An 18,948-nucleotide genomic window follows, 5' to 3' on the forward strand; every position below is an offset into this window, starting at 1 on the left:
ACAGATTAGGTAGAGAATGAATTCTTTTTTTGTGCTAGCACTTTATATAACTGATTTTTAATAAAAATGCGCAAGGCGCCTGCCTATCGGCGACAAGCATAAGGCGAACAGGAATAGAAGGTGTTCTTTACCTTCAATTCAATTCCTGTTTGACTAGTCCCTAGAGCCGACGGCGCCTGGAGCTAGAGTCAGAAACGCAAGCTATGTTAAGAAAATATATAAATTCTGATATTAAGAAAAGGTCAGACGTTTGTCTGACCCTCATTTAGTCTGTCATTCCTTTAAATTGATGCCTTAATCTGCTTCGTATAGAAAAAGCGGACGATGAAGAAGTAAACAACCTGGATCGCTAAGAAAACACTTAGAACAATAACGGATTCCTTAAATAGGTTAAAATAAAACAGATTCGATAATGCAGTAAGAGCTACAGCTCCGTGGATAAGAGCAACGATTATTGGCGCGAAAAATAAAATCATCGTCTGTCTGTTTATGACTTTTTTCAGCTCTTTATCAGTGAGCCCCATTTTTGAAATCGACTTGAATTTTTGTTTATCCTCATCCAAATCCATGTAAAGTCGGAAGTAAAGGAAGCTGCCGGCTGATACGAAAAAGACAATCCCGATAAATAGTCCGACAAATAAAATCGGTCCGTACCCTTTCATGATTTCGTATAGTTCATATTCTACAGACATGATTTCATATCTTGGTAATTTCTCGTATAGCTTTTCGGAGGCAGCCATGACACCCTCTTCGCCATCTGTTGCCTGCCATGCATAATAGCTTAGTTGATCCACTGGTTTAGGAAGCTTATAAAAATCTTCATCTGACACAATATAATATGAATCTGTTGCTGGTAATGCTTTTGAATAAATAACTTCATCAGGTTTCAAGGTTACACCTGAAGTCAGTTTGATTGTTTCATTGAGCAGTTCCGTTGTTTGACCAAAGTTTGTGCCTTCAAATTCCACCACCAATACTTCTCCAACTTTTACATCAATCGTATCCTCACCAATGAGTGTGGCAAAGCGATTAAAATCGGATTGATTGGAAATCAGGATGGCATCCTTGCCAATTTTATAGTAGCGTAAGTCCGTATGCTCAGATTTTGTTTCAATCTGTTCTTCTTTTAATGTTTGGTTGATAAACGCAACATTTTGTTCTTCGTTTTCTTCAGATGTTTCATAGGAAAACGTAGTAGCATTCACATTTTTGATGCTTGATGTTAAGACGGTTTGAAAGCCAAATAACGAACCAATGGCACAAAACGCAACCGTTGACACCATCGCGACCATGAAAAATGTCCGCGCATTATCCTTCATCCGAAACGCTAAATCGGAAAACAAGAGCATATTCGTTTTAAACCAAAAAACCTGTTCCTTCTTCTTTAACCGTCTAATGATAAACACACTTAATTGCGTAAACAGCAAATAGGTACCAATACTAACAACGATAATCACAGGCACCATTGCTGCGACAACCATCAGTCCTTCTACAAGTAAGGCAACCACATATCCTGCACCTAATAAAAGAACGGCTGCCAGCGTTAAAAATAGATTCGCCTTAGGCTCACCCTTTGAGATTTTGTTTGCTTTAATTAATTCAATCAGCTTTTTACTACGCAAAACATACGTAACAAATAAGGAAATAAAGAAAAATAAAATGATAAAAGATACAAAGGTGATGATGATGGCTTGCGTCGGAAAATAAAAAGGGAGTGCACTTTCAATAATTAGGACATTTTCCGCTAACAGCAAAATCGCCTTTGCAAACACAACGCCAAGGAATATCCCGCCAATTGTGGCGAAAAATCCAATGAGCATATTTTCTAAAAACACCATTAACCTGATCTGTTTCATCGACATCCCTTGAATCATCAACAAACCAAACTCTTTTTTCCGGGACTGTAAAAAAGAGCTCATCGAATAGAGGACGAAAAAGAAGGAAAACACATAGATAATCCCTGCTGCTGTATTCATTCCTAGTGTTACGCTTGAGCTCATATCCTTCCCGTTCAAGACAGGATGATTGGCAAAAATCGAGAAGGTAAAAAAGACCATGACGGTAAATAGGCTGCTGAGAAAGTAGGCGGCATATAACCGTTTATTACGGATGACGTTATTAAACGCGAATTGGCGAAAGGTCATGTGCATCCCCTCCCAATAAAGAAAGTGTATCAATGATCTTTTGGAAAAAGGCTTGGCGATGATCACCGCGGTGAATCTCGGAATAGAATTTTCCATCACGAATAAAGACGACGCGATGACAATAGCTTGCTGCCAGCGGGTCATGTGTCACGAGCATCATCGTGGTCTTCTCATGTTTGTTAATGGATTCAAGCATTTCCATGACATCCTTTGAAGCCTTGGAGTCAAGATTTCCCGTTGGTTCATCCGCTAGTAACAGCTTCGGGGAATGAATCATTGCCCTGGCAACAGCTGCTCTTTGCGCTTGTCCGCCGGATATTTCAAAGGTCCGTTTTTTCATAATCCCGGTAATCCCTAATTTTTCGGCAATTTCATTGGCCTTTTCCTTCATTTCCTTCACTTTTTTCCCGTCCAATGTTAAGGGAAGGACAATATTTTCTTCTACTGTTAAGGTATGAAGCAAATTAAAGTCCTGAAAAACAAAGCCTAATTCACGGCGACGAAATTTGGCTAACTCCTCCTTTTTTAATCTGTGAGGATTACTGCCATTGATGTGGATTTCGCCTGTTGTCGGTTCATCAATTGTGGCAATCATGTTTAGCAGAGTGGTTTTCCCGCTTCCGGATGGACCCATGATTCCGACAAATTCCCCTGCTTCAATCGTTAAATCGATATCTGTTAACGCCCGGTAGGCGATTTTTCCTTCATAAATCTTGCTCACTTGTTTTACGTTTAGCATCACAAGTTCTCCTTTCCATTTCATTGACTTGTGATCAGTATATCTTTTATGTAATCTGCAAAAAATCGATTAAACTTTCACTTTCCTTACATCGTTGTAAGGTTTTGTGTTGTTCCGAAAATGATGCGAAAGGTTGAACCTTCTCCTACCTTTGATTCAAGCTCGATGCGATGACCAAGGTGATCGCATGCCTCCTTCGTTAAATAGAGCCCCATACCGGTTGATTCTCTGAATTTCCGTCCATTTTCCCCCGTGTAAAACGGGTCAAAGACACGGCGCTTGTCCGCTTCCGGGATCCCAACGCCATAGTCCTTTACCTCTAAAACAGCCTCTCCCGCTTTTTCGCAAATGGAAATGTCGATCTTATTACTTCTGCCTATCGAATACTTAACTGCATTATTGAGCAGCTGTGAAAGAATAAAAAACAGCCATTTCTCATCCGTCTCAACGATAATATCCGGTTTTTGCTGGAGGAGATGCGGGTACACCTTGTTGCGGATATAGAGTCGTTTGTTTTCCCCATTGACATCATTGACCATTTTCGACAAATTTACAGGCTTAATATGAAAATCCTGTTCGATGGTCCGCAGCCTTGCCATATAGAGAACGGTATTTAAGTTCGTTTTTATCCGATCCGTCTCTTCACGAATACTTGATGAATCGGGTTCATCCAAGTTTTGCGCAATCAGCTCAATGACAGAAAGCGGTGTTTTCATCTGGTGCACCCATTGATCCATAAACTTTAAATGTTCCTCCTGCCTTGATTCCAACGCTTTAATTTTTGTTTGATAAAGCTTGTACTGATCCTTTAATAGCTGATCAAGCCCTTCCGATATCGGAGCTGGTTCAGTTGTTTGGAAGGAGTCGTCAAGGGAATCAAGTGAGTTAGTCAGCCTCTGATAAAACTGACGACGACTGAAATAGTGGTAAACAAGGTAACCGGTGAGGAAGAAAAGGCCGAGAAAGATCGCATAGAGGGCTGGTAGGAGATGACGATAGCCATCAAGCCAATAGATTCCAAGAATCACAAAAAATTGAATCACCTGTACGGCAATTAACAATGCATGCTCTTTAAAATATAACTTCATGTCTCTTCTCCCCTTCACCATGTCAAATTCAAACGATAGCCCACACCCCGCACGGTTTCGACCGCACCTGTAATCCCAACTGCTTCAATTTTTTTCCGAACTCGCGTAATATTCACATTTAACGTATTTTCATCGACATAGACTTGTTCATCCCAGAGCTTTTCCAGCAGATCTTCACGACCGGCCACACGAGGATAGCGTTCTAGTAAACTCTCGATAATATCGGCTTCTTTTTTTGATAGCTGAACGGTTTGATCTCGAAAGCTCAATTCCAGTCTTTCCGGAAATAGCTTTAACCCCTCTACTTCTAAAATTCGTTCCTGGGCTTGTGCTGCATATTCCCCGTAAGCACGACGAAGCTGACTGCGAATTTTCGCCATCACAATTTCAGGATGAAACGGCTTTGTGATAAAATCATCACCGCCATTCTCAAGCGCCATCACCTGGTCCATCTCCCCCACCCGTGCCGAAATAAAAATAACCGGACAAATCGATTCCTTCCGGATTTGCCTGCACCAGTAATAGCCATCAAAGCTAGGGAGATTGATATCTAATAGAACCAGGTCTGGTTTTTGTTGATGAAACTCGTCCATAATGTGATCGAAATGTTCTACGATTGTGGCTTTGTAGCCGTATTTTTCTATAAAGGATTGCAGATGCTCCGCAATTTTCGGATCATCCTCAATAATTAACACTGTTTGCATCCTCTCACTCCTTTGTCTCTAGAAAATTATGCCATAGTATGGAGGTGAATTCAAAAGAGATAGTTAAGCTTACGTGACTGTAAGGTAAATGTAAGAGATCATCTAAATATTTAATTAGTAAATGAAACGTCACAAAGATGAAGAGATTCCTGCTCTATTCTTAAACAAAGTATTTATATAGTTTTATGATATATAAATTACTTTGGGCTGTGTTAAAATGAACAAAAGTAATTGTGGGAGGAATAAATGTGGATTTTCTATCTGTCATATCTTTTTTAGGTGCAGCAATCGTTCTTACCCTTATGCCAGGGCCAGATAACTTGTTCACCTTGGCACAGAGTATATCAAAAGGGAAAAATGCTGGGATTTTTACGTCACTCGGACTTTGCACAGGATTAATCGTTCATATTACTGCTGCGACAATTGGAGTTACAGCCATCATTTATCAATCAGCCTTAGCATTCACAGTCGTAAAATATGCAGGAGCAGCATATTTGTTATTTTTAGCCTTTAAGTCTTTTAAAGAAAAAGGCTCAAGTTTTAACCTTAACACTGAGACTTCTTTAGACTACAAATCATTATATAAAAAAGGAATCATCATGAATCTATTAAATCCAAAGCTTTCCTTGTTTTTCCTGGCATTCTTTCCGCAGTTTATCAATCATGAAAATGGTCATGCTTCCATCCAAATGCTTGTCTATGGAATGATCTTTCTAGTTCAGGCGTTAGTTATTTTTCTTTTAATCAGTATTTTTGCCGGAAAAGTAGGTTCCTTCCTACGTAAAAATCCATCATTATCCAGGAAGATTAACATTATTCAAGGGTCTCTGTTCGCAATAATTGGATTAAAAATCGCCTTTAGTCAAAAGTGAGCATTTTTAAGATTAAGTAGCTGATTTCATTCCTTACACTACGGGCATTCCTGACTATTTAATCTTAGCAGCGATTTGCCTTATACGATACATACCATGCTGAGTGGAAAGATGGAGCTATCTTTGTATCAAAATGAGATATATCTTTATAGAAGCAACGTGTTTATCTCACTATGTTGCTCCAAAATAAAATTCGCTCAAATCCTTGGGATATAACAGGTTCTTTTGTAAACAATAAGATTGTTAAATAATAAAGTAAGGAGGACTTGTATGAAACAGAATCAACAGGCAAAAGGGAATGTGACTTCTAATTTGAAACCAGAATTTGCAGGAACTGATCCACAAAAAGTAAAACAAGACATTCAGAAAGATGTAAGCGCAGGACAAGGTGCAATGACTTCCCGAGAGGCCGGAGCCATGCGCGATTAAAAAACCACTTTGAGTGGTTTTTTTCTTATTTAGATCTATCATTTCGATATGTGAATATGCTGCAAATTTATTGAGTAAGTACGTTGGTTTAAACGTTGCTATTAAAAAGCGCAAGGCGCCTGCCTATCGGCTATCGGCGACAAGCATAAAGCGAACAGGAATAGAAGGTGTTCTTTACCTTCAAATCCTGTTTGACTAGACCCTAGAGCCGATGGCGCCTGAAGCTAGATTCAAAAACGCAAGCTATATTAAGAAAATATATAAATTCTGGTATTATAAAAAAGCAAGGCATGATTGCCCTGCTTGTTATTTGACGATAACTTTTCCAACCATTCCTTCCTGGACATGGTACCGACATATTAGTTCATATGTACCGGGATTTTGCGGTTTCACGGTAATTGTTTTTTCTTTCCCCGGCTGGACTTCGGCGTCAATTCTGAGCTTTTCCACTGTGAAGGTGTGCTCCTTCTTACCTTTGTTTTTTAATATCAACGTTGTTTCTCTACCATTCGGAATAGTGATGACTTTCGGTTGAAAGTAATCATCGTTCAACTCGACCTCTATCGCTTTCACCGTCTCACTAGGCTGTGTTACAGCACTGGATTCGGCAAAAACGACGTGTGAGCCCGGAGCTGTCACAACCAAAATCATCCCAAGCAATACGAACAAGCATGATAACCACTTTTTCATTGACATTCGCAATCCCTCCTTTTCTTAGGACTATTTTTACCTATTCTTAAAAAATTATCACGATAAATTGGGTTCTAACGTGCTTTACCTTTTAACTCGATTAGCTGAAACAATGACAAAGAAAAAGATCGCCGTTAATGACAATCTTTTGGAATTCATTCTTATGAGATGGCAAATTTAATCCTACCTGCATATCTTAAATCCGATCCTAAAAAATATAGTTGCTGGAAAAATGCTTAGCCCCAGGACTTCATAACAACAATGTCCTAGGGCTAGGTTTTACTAATTTTCAACTTCCTGTAGTGATTTATATTGATTAGAAATCATCTGATAATAGATTCCATGTTGAGCTATGAGTTCATCATGGTTCCCTTTTTCTGCAATTTCTCCGTTCTGTATGACCATAATCGTATCCACATCACGGATGGTATTGAGTCTGTGAGCAATGATAAAACTCGTTCGATCTTCCATCACCTTCGCCAGTGCATCTTGTATCTGTAACTCAGTACGGGTGTCGATACTGCTCGTTGCTTCATCAAGAATAAGCAAGGATGGTTTGCTGTGAATCACCCTGGCGATTGCTAATAATTGTTTTTGCCCGTGACTAAGATTCCCGCCATTTTCAGATAGCTTTGTCTCATACCCGTTCGATAAACGATTGATAAATAAATCGGCATTGGCCATACGTGCTGCTGCTTTTACTTCTTCATCCGTTGCATTAGGTTTACTATATTTAATATTTTCCATAATGGTTCCAGAAAACAAATACGTGTCCTGAAGAACGATCCCAAAGCATGTTCTCAGACTATCTCTTGTATATTCCCGGATATCTCTTCCATCGATTAAGATTTGTCCATCCGTCACATCATAAAATCTTGTCAGCAGGTTGACAATCGTTGTTTTACCTGCACCAGTTGGTCCGATCAGAGCTGTGCTGCTGCCAGCAGCTGAGGTAAAGCTGACATTTTTTAAGATAGGGACATCATTGCGGTAACCAAAGCTAACATTCTTAAATTCAACGATTCCTTTAGGATTTACGAGCGGAATCGCATCTGGCCGATCCACAGGCTCCTCCTCTTCATCAAGGATTTCGAATACTCTTTCTGCCCCGGCAACCCCTGACTGCAGGATATTAAAGATATTCGCTAGTTCATTTAATGGTCTTACAAATTGACGTGAGTACGTGATGAAGCTTGCAATAACCCCAATCGTAATCATGTTTTCAACAGCTAAATAGCCTCCTACAACCGCCACGATCGTAAAACCAAGGTTATTAATGACATTCATAATTGGCATCAAAAAGCCTGCCCATATTTGTGCCCTTGTTCCCACTTTACATAGTCTTGTATTGACTTCTTTAAATTCGGCAATCGCCTTTTCTTCATAATTAAAGGCTTTTACGACCTCTAAACCAGAAATCGTTTCTTCAATTTGCCCATTTAGCGTTCCCAATTCCTTCTGCTGATTTCGAAACAGCACCCTGGTTTTTCTTGCGATCGTTCTTGTAAGCAAAAAGACCAAAGGTACAGTCACTAGGCTGGCTAAGGTTAAGATTGGACTTAACGCAATCATCATAATCAGCGACCCGGTAATGACAATGGAACCGGACATCAATTGCGTTGTTGACTGTGATATGGAATTACTTACGTTATCAATATCATTCGTCAGCCTGCTCATCATCTCTCCATGTGTACGAGAATCAAAAAATGACACGGGAAGTTTTTGCAGCTTCTTAAATAAATGACTTCTTAATCTCTTTACAATCCGTTGGGCAACACCGGCCATCATCCAGCCTTGTGAAAAATTCAGCAGTGCATTTGAGAGATAAGCGATTGCGAGTGTCATAATCGTAATATGGAGTAATTCAAAGTTAACGGTTTTACCTAATGACATGGCATCAACTGCTTTTCCGATTAGGTAGGGTGCCGACAGGATAAGAGCCGAATCGAATAAAACAAAAATGAATACAATGGCTAAGAGTTTTCTTTCTTTTCCAAAATAAGACCAAAGCCGTTTAATCGTCCTCTTAAAATCCTTTGGTTTGACAACCTGTCCCCCGAAACGGGCAGCACCTCCGCCAACCGGGCGGCCTGGTATCGGAGGGACGTTGGTGACCTTTTGCTCTTGATTCGTTTTCTCTGCCATCTCACAGCACCACCTTGCCGAACTGTGACTGATAAATTTCTTGATAGGTAGGGCAGCTATTTAGTAAATCAGTATGCTTCCCATTGCCGACTATTTCTCCATCATCTAAGACAATAATTCGGTCAGCATCCACGACTGATGAAATCCGCTGGGCAATGAGAAGACAGGTTAGTCCTTGTGCATACTTTTTCAACGATTCCTTGATCCGTGCTTCTGTTGCAACATCCACTGCACTTGTACTATCATCCAGGATTAAGATTTCAGGCTTCTTTACCAGCGCTCTGGCAATCGATAGTCTCTGTTTCTGACCGCCTGAGAAATTAACCCCGCCTTGGCCGATTCGTGATTCATACCCTTCCGGAGAGTCAGTGATAAACTCGTGAGCATCCGCTATTTTCGCAGCTAATTCGATTTCATCCAAAGAAGCATCTTCTCTTCCCCAGCGCATATTTTCGATGATAGTCCCAGTAAATAAAGTTGCTTTCTGCGGAACAATCGCGACCATCTCTCGTAAAGCTTTCGGATTTATGTTGCTGATATCTTCACCATTTATCGTAATGGTACCTGTTGTGATATCGTAAAAGCGGGGAATGAGCCCAATAAGACTGCTTTTTCCTGATCCTGTCGAGCCGATAATGCCAACCGTTTCTCCTGGCATACAGCTAAATGTAATGTTTTTAAGAACAGGTTCCCCAGATGCTCCTTCATAGGAAAAGGACACATTGTTAAAATCGATTCGTCCACCCCTTTTAGTGGAAGGAATCGACTCATGCTTCCATGCCATATCATCTTCCTCAGCTAAGACTTCACCAATTCTGTTGGCCGACGTTTTTGCTCGTACATACATGTTGAAAACCATTGAAATGATCATTAAAGAAAAAAGAATTTGTGTCATGTAGTTGGTAAAAGCGATAACATTTCCAACCTGGACTGTTCCCGCTTCAACACCAAAACCTCCATACCATAGAACAACAACAATCCCCAAATTCATGACAAGCATAATCATCGGAGAAAAGGTAGCAATCACTCGAGTAGCTGCAATCGATTTATCTTGAAAGTCTTCATTGAATCCAGCAAATTTTTCAATCTCATAATCAAAACGATTGAATGCCTTTACGACCCGAACACCTGATAAATACTCCCTCATCACGCTATTTACTTTATCCAGGGCATTTTGGACTTTTGTAAAGAGAGGTAAGCTAATTCTCATATTGACGATTATTAACAGCGCAACCATTGGTACAACAACAGCCAACACAACAGATAAATGGATATCCAACATGGTCGCCATGAATAAACCCCCGATTGCTAATAAAGGAGCTTTTGCAAATAACCGCATAAGACCATTGACAAACATTTGCACCTGTGTCACATCGTTCGTTAATCTCGTAATCAATGAGGCTCGATCATAGCGGTTGATATGTTTAAAGGAGAGATGTTGAATTTTTTGAAAAAGATCAAAACGCAGCTCTGTACCAAAATTTTGAGAGGTGATGCTTGCCAGGATGCTTCTTGTTGAGGCGGCACCTGTACCCAGTAAAGTAACTCCAAGCATTACAGCTCCCATTTTTAATACATAATCTAAATCCCTATTCACGACTCCAATATCCACGATTTTGGCCATAATCGTAGGCTGGAGTAAATCACAAACAGCCTCCAGCGTAAGAAAGAATACCGCAACGCTAAACGGCTTCCAGTATTTTTTTATGTACTTCGTAAAATTCCCCATATCCATTCCCCAATCCTTTACGATAACTATACTTATAAGAATACTCCGAAAATAGGGAAAAGTCCTTTTTTCGGACTTATTTTCGTATCGAAAAAGGACTTTTTATATGAATCTATAGGAAATAGACACCGTTTATAGTTGGACAATTGAATGAAGGGGAATAGATGAATCTATCATTCTCATAAATTTTTTGTTAAATAGGATATTCAGATTTAGGGGTAGTTAGTCTTTAATTTTTAATCAAAAGATATTTACCCTTCAAGGTACACCTCTAAAATTCCACCCAAAGTTTGACACTCTTTTCAGGATAAGATCCACATATAATTCCTTGTTTGAAAATAAGGATTGACTTTCTACCATTTAATTTAAAAATGTTTCGATGCTTAATGGAATAGTGTGAATGCTACCCCTTTCGTATTGTTCTTGAAATATCTGTCATCTAAAAAACTTGTAAGCGACCACTAAAAACCACTTCCTTATTTTTTATTGGAAGTGGTTTTTGCATTTGATTTATATTAAAAGAATCATCAAAGTATTAACTGAGGGTGATTATAATGATTGTGATTCAACCAAACTATAATTATTATAGTAAATTACTTCGGAAAGGATTTTATAACCTTGAATTCTCTCGTAAGCTTTTTTTCTTCTTTCACATTGTCAAACTCAAACATTTTTATATTGTTCGTTAAATGGACAGTAATGATCCATACGAAGATTTCCCTCCAATAAAAGATTTCATTTTATTTCAGACAGCATGATGAGAAATCTGCATCTTATACCCAACCCCTTAAACGTGAAGCTTCAGCTGTTTTTCTAATTCCAACCATATAGGCCGCTAAACGCATATCCACTTGATGGGCCTGTGATGTTTTATAAATAGCTTTAAAGGAATCGACCATGACTTTTCGCAGTTTTTCAGCCACCTCTTCCTCTGGCCAATAATATCCTTGATTATTTTGAACCCATTCAAAATAAGAAACGGTGACACCACCGGCACTTGCCAATACATCCGGCACAAGGAGGACTCCTCTTTCATGCAAAATTTTGGTGGCTTCAAGGGTGGTTGGCCCATTTGCTGCCTCCACTAAAATCGAAGCTTTAATATGATGGGCATTTTGTGCTGTAATCTGGTTTGAGATAGCAGCTGGTACAAGAATGTCACATTCTTTTTCAAGCAATTCTTGATTCGTGATCACATCTGTAAATAAATTTGTTACTGTACCAAAACTATCACGTCGATCAAGCAAATAATCAATATCAAGCCCTTCTGAATCATAAAGTGCACCATGTGCATCAGAAATACCAATCACCTTTGCTCCAGCATCATGCATGAATTTGGCCAGGAAACTTCCTGCATTCCCAAAGCCTTGAATAATAATTCTTGCACCTTGTAATTCAATGTCTTTTTTCTTTACAGCTTCTTCAATACAAATTGTTACACCCCGAGCTGTTGCCGCTTCACGGCCGTGTGACCCACCTAAAACAAGCGGCTTGCCCGTAATAAAGCCTGGAGAATCGAACTCTCGAAGACGGCTGTACTCATCCATCATCCATGCCATAATTTGAGAGTTTGTATACACATCAGGTGCCGGAATATCCTTTGTTGGTCCTACAATTTGGCTTATTGCACGAACATATCCACGACTTAATCTCTCCAGTTCCCTAAACGACAAATTTCTTGGGTCACAATTAATGCCACCTTTTCCACCGCCGTAAGGGAGATTTGCGATCCCGCACTTTAAGGTCATCCAAATAGATAATGCTTTTACCTCTGATTCATTGACCTCAGGGTGAAAACGTACCCCACCTTTTGTCGGACCTACTGCATCATTATGTTGCGATCGGTAGCCGGTAAAAATTTTAATAGAACCATTATCCATTCGTACTGGGATACGTACCGTGATTGTTCTAAGTGGTTCCTTCAGCAACTCATACACATCATCGTTATAGCCTAACTTCTGAACCGCTTCCTTTATAATGAGCTGAGTTGAATTAAATAAACCCAACGTATCACTTTGCTTATTGTCTGACTTTTGAATTTGATCATTTTTAGCAGGGGCTATCACTTTCATCCTCTACACCTCTTAAATACAAGTTGTTTTCTCTTTTCATCTATTAGTTTGTGATAATATCATCATCTTCATCATCATTTGGGTTATCAGAATTATATGCATCTTTTTCTAGTAATACAACTTTCTCTCTTTCATTCCAGTTCACTTCATATCCTAATGACTCTGCAACTTTTATAACAGGCAAATAAGATTTTTTATTCGATTGGTATATCATTAAATCCGTTGATTCAATAACACCTAAACCAAGCAGCAATTTATCAGATTGAATATAAGGTTTTCCGTCTATTATCTTCATTTGGTCAGCTGTGTATGGATATACTGCACCATTTACTTTTAAGGTAAACGGTCCCTGTATCTCTTCTTTCATTTCTTTTGGCTCTTTGGACTTATATGATACGGCATCTACACCGAGAACCGTTCCCTCTCTTGTATTATCGGCTCCTCCGTACATTTTGCCATTTTCATAATCAAAAATAACCGCCTGCACATTACCAATATGTTGTGGTTGTTCTTCAAACACATGGCCTTTTGCCATCAATTCTAATCTTGTATTCTGATCAATTCCTGGCTCCCACCTAACAGTCGGGTATCCACCTGAATAAATACGAGGTGTTAAAATCGCTTCTTGAATTGGCATTTGATGATCGATAACGTTCATAATTGTTTCCACGACTGATGCGATAATCGTCGGTCCACCTGGAGAACCAATGGCCATAAACGGCTGCCCGTCTTTTAAAACAAAGGTGGGTGACATGCTGCTTCTTGGTCGTTTTCCTGGCTCTACTTGGTTAACACCACCCGGTGTCGCATCAAAATCTGTCATTTCATTGTTTAGCATGAATCCATAATTCGGTACCATGATGCCGGATCCAAATACTTGTTCAATCGTTGTCGTATAAGAAACCATATTTCCCCATTTATCCATTACAGAGAAGTGAGTGGTTTGTCCGATTGGATTTTCTTCTTTTACTGTGACTTGAGAAGAAGATTCCTTGCCTTCATACTTCCATGGGTCACCTTCTTTAACATCAGGAGTAGCCTTATATGGATTAATAAGCTTTCTTCTTTCTTTTATATATTCTTCATCCAAAAGTCCCTTTGTCGGTACATCATAAAAGTCTTCATCTGCCATATAAGCTGCTCGATCAGCATAAGCCAAATGCATTGCTTCTATTAAATGATGAAGATATTTTGGTGAGTTCACTCCCATCTTTTGTACATCGAAACCTTCCATTAATTTCAAAATTTGTTGAACAGTCAAACCGCCTGAACTTGGCGGAGCTGCACTTACAACTTCAAAATCCCGATAAGTTGATTTAACAGGCTCTCGTTCTTTCACTGCATAGTTTTCAAGATCTTCTGTTGTCATCGTTCCTCCACGTTTTTGCACTTCTTTTACAAGTGCTTTCCCAATTTCACCTGTATAAAACGCTTGAGAACCTTGTTGTTGAATTAACTTAAGCGTCTTTGCCAGATCTGGTTGAATAAGGATATCACCTTCTTTTAACGGTTTCCCGTTTGGAACAAATACGTCGGCTGCTGTTTGATATTTTTGAAGTTTTTCTACATTTTCATCAATATACTGAGCCATTGACCAGTTAACTTTAATACCTTTTTCAGCTTGCTCAACAGCTGGTTCGATAATTTCGGATAAGTTCATCGTCCCATATTTCTCTAGAGCCGTTTCAACCCCTTTTACCGTCCCTGGAACAGCTACTGCTTTTCCAGTTGTATGACGTTCACTAAAAGGAGTTGGGTTTCCTTTTTCATCTAAAAAAAGTTCCGGTGTTACGTTCTTTGGCGCTACTTCACGACTATCGATCATCGTTATTTTATTTTCATCTTTGCGATAAATCATCATAAACCCGCCGCCGCCAATTCCCGACATCATTGGTTCAACAACAGTTAACGATAATTGAATAGCGGCTGCTGCATCGACCGCATTTCCGCCTTGTTCTAATATTTTTTTACCGGCCTCAGCAGCTAATGGATGGGAAGCTGCTACTATTCCTTTCGTTGCCCCTTTTTTCATAGAATCATCCACTCCAGGAACACTTGCGAAAGCTGGCGTAATCATATATATAAAACTAAAAATAACTAAAATAAAACTCTTTAGATATTTCATAGATCGTTCTCCTTTCCGTTTTTTAAAATGATAGAGCTTCATAAAAAACCCCAAAGCAACTTCAAGAAAGTGTAATATAAAGAATTCCTTAAATAATAAACTATTTGTTGTTTTTCCTCTTAAGCTACAACAATAAGAAATGATCCTCCGTTTTTCGTCTCTAGGGTTTGTTTTCAACGAAAAAATCAATATATCAAGAAATTTTATTAGTTATTTGGTTTATGTAGTCTACTTTTCCTTTTACATTAAACTCACCTTCCCATTTGGAGATTACAACTGCTGCTAATGAATTTCCTATAACGTTTACTGCTGTTCTTGCCATGTCCAAAAGGCGGTCAATACCAGCAATAAACGCCAGTCCTTCTATAGGAATTCCGACTGTGCCAAGGGTCGCTAATAGTACAACGAAGGATACTCCAGGAACCCCTGCGATTCCTTTAGATGTAACCATCAATACAAGTACTAAAGAGATTTGATCAACTATAGATAATTCAATGCCATACATTTGGGCAATAAAGATTGCCGCTAACGCTTGATATAACGTAGAACCATCCAGGTTAAATGAGTAACCTGTTGGGATAACAAACGAAGCAATCCCTTTTGGACAACCAAGTTTCTCCATTTTGGTCATAATTCTCGGCAATACTGTTTCAGAGCTCGCTGTCGAATAAGCAAGAATCAGTTCATCTTTCAATAATTTAATAAAATGAATAATGTTAATACCCGCCCATTTTGCGACAAGTCCTAAAACAACTAATACAAAGAAAGCCATCGTCGCATAAACCAGAATCATCAGCTTACTTAATGGAATAAGTGATTGTACGCCAAATTTTGATACTGTAACACCAATCAATGCAAATACACCAAATGGAGCAAATTTCATAATTTGGTTTGTCACATAGAACATGGCTTCCGCCGTACCCTCGAAAAATCTTAGGACCGGTTTTCCTTTTTCACCTATCGCTGCTAGGCCAAGCCCAAAGAAAACAGAGAAGAAAATAATTGCTAACATGTTTCCTTCTGTCATCGCTGCGACAATGTTTGGAGGAACGATATTTACAAAGGTTTCAGCAAAACCGTGGCTCTTTGTTTCCTCAGACGTCTCTACATAGCTGCCGATATCTGTTTTCTGCAAGGATGACATATTAACGCCGCTTCCGGGCTGAAAGATATTTGCCGCTAACAATCCAACGATAATGGCAATTGTCGTAATAATTTCAAAATATAAAATCGTTTTACCACCGAGTTTACCAAGCTTTTTCATATCGCCAACGCCGGCAACACCGACGATTAAGCTTGAAATGACAATGGGAATGACGATCATCTTAATTAAACGAATAAAGATATCGCCAATTGGCTGTAAAAACTCTGCTACTTTTGGATCTCCATAAAACAGAGCACCTACGATAATACCTGCTACTAAACCTATTAAAATTTGCCATGCTAGTCCTATTCTTTTCACTCAATAATCCCTGCCTTTTTAAGAATTTTATAAAACTTGTTTTCTATCATAATCTCTAGTTTTTTTATGAGTTTCTAAACATCAGAGAAAAAAAGAAAAAAGTCGCCCTATAAATCAGATTCACCTTTTCCAAACCTGTATTGTATAAAGAATTTTAAAGAAATATGATCCTAGCTGTAAAAAGTCTATGGCTGATAAACGTTTCGTTTAATCTAGATAGATTAAAAAATTAGATTGTAACAATAATAGAAGTGGTTAAGACGTAACAAAATTTGGACAAATCCTCCTCTGCATCAATTTCATTATTAGTTCGAATACTTCAAAAAATCTTTTTACTCAAGAACTAAATAGCCCTCCCGTGAAAACCTTTTCATTTTTTCGTTCTAAAAATACTTAATCATCTCCAATCTATTAAAATTAAGAAAATTATATCTATTGTTCTTTTTATATAAAACTGAAAAAAAAGAAAAAAAGTAAAGCATAAATCTTGTCTTTATGATTTCAGACAAAATTTATGCTTAGAATAAAGCGTTTATATCCATTGATAAAGATGTTTAGGCCTCCCCATCTTTTGATAACTAACAATTTTTTGGACTTTCTCTTTTTCGATTAAATGAACTAAACATCGATAAACTGTAGGATAAGCTAAACCTACTTCTTGTATAATTTCATCAATCGCACAGGGCTGACTACAAGATTGTAAAAATTCTAAAACATGAGATAAACTCGTTTGACTCATTCCTTTCGTTACAAAAACCTCATCTTTTTTCTTCATTGTTGCCTCAAAAAGACGTTTATGTAGTTTAATCCGAGAAATGAGGTCAGGCGCTTTTATCGGTTTAAGTGCAAAATCCGTTGCTCCCTTATCCAAAAAACAATCAGCAATCTCCTGTCGTTCATCCACTGTTAATACCAGAATAGGAACTTCTTCATTCAACATTCGGATCTCATCCACCGTCTTCAACCCATCCATTTCAGGCATATGAAAATCTACAAGAACGACGTCCACTTCTTTTTCCAAAAATTGCGCTACACCTTCTTTTCCATTGCTGCAGACGATTGCCTTCCATCCTGCAAAATCACAAATTTCATTCAGCATATAACGAACTGATTCATCATCATCAATAATCAAAACGTTCATGATTACCTCCTACTAAACAAATCCAAACAGTGGTTCCTTTCCCAATTTTACTCTCAATAAAAACAGTTCCCTCATGTCCTTCTGCTACTTGTTGAACAAAAGATAATCCAATACCGGGATGCTGTTTTGTACTGTACCCTGCTTTCCATGCCTTCTCTTTTTCCTCTTCCGTCATCCCTATTCCATTATCTGATACCCCCAGCCAAACCTGTTTGTCATAGACCTTGGCCAGTATAGTCACTTTTCCTTCAGCTTGATCCTCAATAGCGTCAAAAGCATTATTAATCAAATTAACTATGGCACGCGTCATCCTGATTTTATTAATTCTAAGTTGGATTTTTTCAGATTCAGCAGGCAATTGAAAATCTACCTTAGTGTTAGTACCACTCAAACGACTCGCATGAACATAATCAATTAACTCTTTTAGAGAACACCAGTTTTTTCGGGATTCACACAAAATTTCAGAAATCATTTCACTCATTGAACGAATAGATATCGAAACATTAGAACAATATTCCTTTATTTTTTCATCTTGAACACGTAGATCAATGAGAGAAATGAGTCCTTCAATGGATGCTAGCGGAGTTTTTAGATCGTGAACCAAGTTCAACATTTCTCTGTCTGAGCGGGCTTCAAGCGCCTCTAATTTTACTAAATGAAGGTCTTGAATAATTCTCCATCTAATTAGATATCCAGTTAGAATCACGGCATTGATAAGGAATATGGCACATAAAACTAGTGAATATAACGAAAGAGATTCAACAAATCCAATTTGAACCGCCAATTGCTTAACTTTAGTTGAAACAGCCCCGTGACCAAAGCCGTAAGCTGTAAGAAAAGGTACCTCATCCAACCATTGTACCCCGAAGAGGATCTGAACGAGAACAAGCGATTTCATAAATAGGCTTAATCTCCCTTTTTCCAGCTTCTGCAGTAAAATAATAGATAAGATGATCAAGATAGCCGGAGTTCCAAAATGATAGTTTGGTATAACAGATAAATTGATAATAATATACCTAAGTGGAATAAGGAAAAGAGGAATGGCAATTTTGAGCCAGCTCCGCTGATATCTCTTCCCTAGCTGATCCCCTAGTAAAACGGCCCCCAGATAATAGGGAAGTGCACGGATTGTATTAAGCGTAACTAATAAAAAGGCGGTAACTAGCAGGGAGTTCCCGCTTGGCTTGTGCTCCATATGTTTAATTAATGTGTCTATCCCTATACTTCCTGTAGTCAACCAGTACGGCATGGAAATCCCTAAAAATATTAAAGCTAGTCCCAGCCATATTAATTTTGAATTAAGTGCCTTAATCATTCATAAATTACCCTTTCAGAGTGATGAGTGTTAGAACTTTACCGTTAAATTGAGTATAGTCAAGGGCTAATTATAAAACAATATCTCCGTTGTTTTTTGCTTAAAATATCCACAAATTATTTTTAGAATTAGTGGACATTTTAACGTATAGGTTGGATTGAACGTTTTTTATACTTCATCCATTTTCCACCTACATAAGTTTTTTGAGAGCGTTTAAATTACCTGAATTATTATATTTTGGAAGTTTGTATGGAAGTGCAAATTATTGACATGGGTGGTACTATACAAAATTG

General features: G+C 38.5%; 14 protein-coding genes. 2 read left to right on the plus strand and 12 right to left on the minus strand.

Annotated features, from left to right (window positions below; translation table 11 throughout):
• Positions 1–281: 281 nt before the first annotated feature.
• The 4 genes from ACSVDH_RS14990 to ACSVDH_RS15005 form a co-directional block, all read right to left on the minus strand.
• Positions 282–2,144 (minus strand): ABC transporter permease, encoded by a 1,863-nt coding sequence (locus ACSVDH_RS14990; RefSeq protein WP_299091523.1) that lies wholly within the window; start codon positions 2,142–2,144, stop codon positions 282–284.
• Positions 2,119–2,883, minus strand: coding sequence for an ABC transporter ATP-binding protein (locus tag ACSVDH_RS14995; protein WP_439251918.1), 765 nt, complete (start codon positions 2,881–2,883; stop codon positions 2,119–2,121). The genes ACSVDH_RS14990 and ACSVDH_RS14995 overlap by 26 nt, the downstream gene beginning before the upstream one ends.
• A gap of 86 nt (positions 2,884–2,969) precedes the next feature.
• The gene (locus ACSVDH_RS15000; protein ID WP_439251917.1) at positions 2,970–3,971 is read right to left on the minus strand and encodes a sensor histidine kinase; all 1,002 of its coding nucleotides are present in this window, start codon (positions 3,969–3,971) and stop codon (positions 2,970–2,972) included.
• A 14-nt stretch (positions 3,972–3,985) separates the two neighbouring features.
• A complete protein-coding gene (locus ACSVDH_RS15005) occupies positions 3,986–4,675 on the minus strand; it encodes a response regulator transcription factor (RefSeq protein WP_439251916.1) in 690 nt (229 codons plus the stop codon).
• 248 nt (positions 4,676–4,923) lie between these two features.
• Between ACSVDH_RS15005 and ACSVDH_RS15010 the strand changes: the two genes are divergently transcribed.
• Positions 4,924–5,547: a LysE family translocator gene (locus ACSVDH_RS15010; RefSeq protein WP_299091501.1), complete on the plus strand. Its 624-nt coding sequence runs from the start codon at positions 4,924–4,926 to the stop codon at positions 5,545–5,547.
• A 270-nt stretch (positions 5,548–5,817) separates the two neighbouring features.
• Positions 5,818–5,976, plus strand: coding sequence for a hypothetical protein (locus ACSVDH_RS15015; RefSeq protein WP_439251915.1), 159 nt, complete (start codon positions 5,818–5,820; stop codon positions 5,974–5,976).
• A gap of 306 nt (positions 5,977–6,282) precedes the next feature.
• Here ACSVDH_RS15015 and ACSVDH_RS15020 read toward each other — a convergent pair whose 3' ends face one another.
• The 8 genes from ACSVDH_RS15020 to ACSVDH_RS15055 all read right to left on the minus strand — a co-directional run bounded on the left by ACSVDH_RS15020 (position 6,283) and on the right by ACSVDH_RS15055 (position 18,655).
• Complete coding sequence (locus tag ACSVDH_RS15020) at positions 6,283–6,672, minus strand: cupredoxin domain-containing protein (RefSeq protein WP_439252151.1); 390 nt, start codon at positions 6,670–6,672, stop codon at positions 6,283–6,285.
• A 276-nt stretch (positions 6,673–6,948) separates the two neighbouring features.
• Positions 6,949–8,811 carry an ABC transporter ATP-binding protein gene (locus ACSVDH_RS15025; protein ID WP_439251914.1) on the minus strand — a complete coding sequence of 621 codons (1,863 nt, stop codon included), beginning with the start codon at positions 8,809–8,811 and terminating at the stop codon, positions 6,949–6,951.
• 1 nt (position 8,812) lies between these two features.
• Positions 8,813–10,540, minus strand: coding sequence for an ABC transporter ATP-binding protein (locus tag ACSVDH_RS15030; RefSeq protein ID WP_439251913.1), 1,728 nt, complete (start codon positions 10,538–10,540; stop codon positions 8,813–8,815).
• Between the two features lie 773 nt (positions 10,541–11,313).
• Positions 11,314–12,612 (minus strand): Glu/Leu/Phe/Val family dehydrogenase, encoded by a 1,299-nt coding sequence (locus ACSVDH_RS15035; RefSeq protein ID WP_439251912.1) that lies wholly within the window; start codon positions 12,610–12,612, stop codon positions 11,314–11,316.
• Between the two features lie 43 nt (positions 12,613–12,655).
• Complete coding sequence (gene ggt, locus ACSVDH_RS15040; protein ID WP_439251911.1) at positions 12,656–14,737, minus strand: gamma-glutamyltransferase; 2,082 nt, start codon at positions 14,735–14,737, stop codon at positions 12,656–12,658.
• A gap of 193 nt (positions 14,738–14,930) precedes the next feature.
• Positions 14,931–16,199: a cation:dicarboxylate symporter family transporter gene (locus ACSVDH_RS15045; protein WP_439251910.1), complete on the minus strand. Its 1,269-nt coding sequence runs from the start codon at positions 16,197–16,199 to the stop codon at positions 14,931–14,933.
• A 532-nt stretch (positions 16,200–16,731) separates the two neighbouring features.
• A complete protein-coding gene (locus ACSVDH_RS15050; RefSeq protein WP_439251909.1) occupies positions 16,732–17,340 on the minus strand; it encodes a response regulator in 609 nt (202 codons plus the stop codon).
• Positions 17,321–18,655, minus strand: coding sequence for a sensor histidine kinase (locus ACSVDH_RS15055; protein WP_439251908.1), 1,335 nt, complete (start codon positions 18,653–18,655; stop codon positions 17,321–17,323). The genes ACSVDH_RS15050 and ACSVDH_RS15055 overlap by 20 nt, the downstream gene beginning before the upstream one ends.
• Positions 18,656–18,948: the final 293 nt, after the last annotated feature.

The sequence above is a fragment of the Metabacillus sp. Hm71 genome, from assembly GCF_051842955.2.
Taxonomy (GTDB): domain Bacteria; phylum Bacillota; class Bacilli; order Bacillales; family Bacillaceae; genus Metabacillus.

Excerpts from the sequence above, each read along its gene's own strand:
- ACSVDH_RS14990 (WP_299091523.1), bottom strand. The coding sequence starts at position 2,144 with ATGACCTTTCGCCAATTCGCGTTTAATAACGTCATCCGTAATAAACGG.
- ACSVDH_RS15000 (WP_439251917.1), bottom strand. The coding sequence starts at position 3,971 with ATGAAGTTATATTTTAAAGAGCATGCATTGTTAATTGCCGTACAGGTG.
- ACSVDH_RS15005 (WP_439251916.1), bottom strand. The coding sequence starts at position 4,675 with ATGCAAACAGTGTTAATTATTGAGGATGATCCGAAAATTGCGGAGCAT.
- ACSVDH_RS15020 (WP_439252151.1), bottom strand. The coding sequence starts at position 6,672 with ATGTCAATGAAAAAGTGGTTATCATGCTTGTTCGTATTGCTTGGGATG.
- ggt (WP_439251911.1), bottom strand. The coding sequence starts at position 14,737 with ATGAAATATCTAAAGAGTTTTATTTTAGTTATTTTTAGTTTTATATAT.
- ACSVDH_RS15030 (WP_439251913.1), bottom strand. The coding sequence starts at position 10,540 with ATGGGGAATTTTACGAAGTACATAAAAAAATACTGGAAGCCGTTTAGC.
- ACSVDH_RS15050 (WP_439251909.1), bottom strand. The coding sequence starts at position 17,340 with ATGAACGTTTTGATTATTGATGATGATGAATCAGTTCGTTATATGCTG.
- ACSVDH_RS14995 (WP_439251918.1), bottom strand. The coding sequence starts at position 2,883 with ATGCTAAACGTAAAACAAGTGAGCAAGATTTATGAAGGAAAAATCGCC.
- ACSVDH_RS15015 (WP_439251915.1), top strand. The coding sequence starts at position 5,818 with ATGAAACAGAATCAACAGGCAAAAGGGAATGTGACTTCTAATTTGAAA.
- ACSVDH_RS15055 (WP_439251908.1), bottom strand. The coding sequence starts at position 18,655 with ATGATTAAGGCACTTAATTCAAAATTAATATGGCTGGGACTAGCTTTA.
- ACSVDH_RS15025 (WP_439251914.1), bottom strand. The coding sequence starts at position 8,811 with ATGGCAGAGAAAACGAATCAAGAGCAAAAGGTCACCAACGTCCCTCCG.
- ACSVDH_RS15035 (WP_439251912.1), bottom strand. The coding sequence starts at position 12,612 with ATGAAAGTGATAGCCCCTGCTAAAAATGATCAAATTCAAAAGTCAGAC.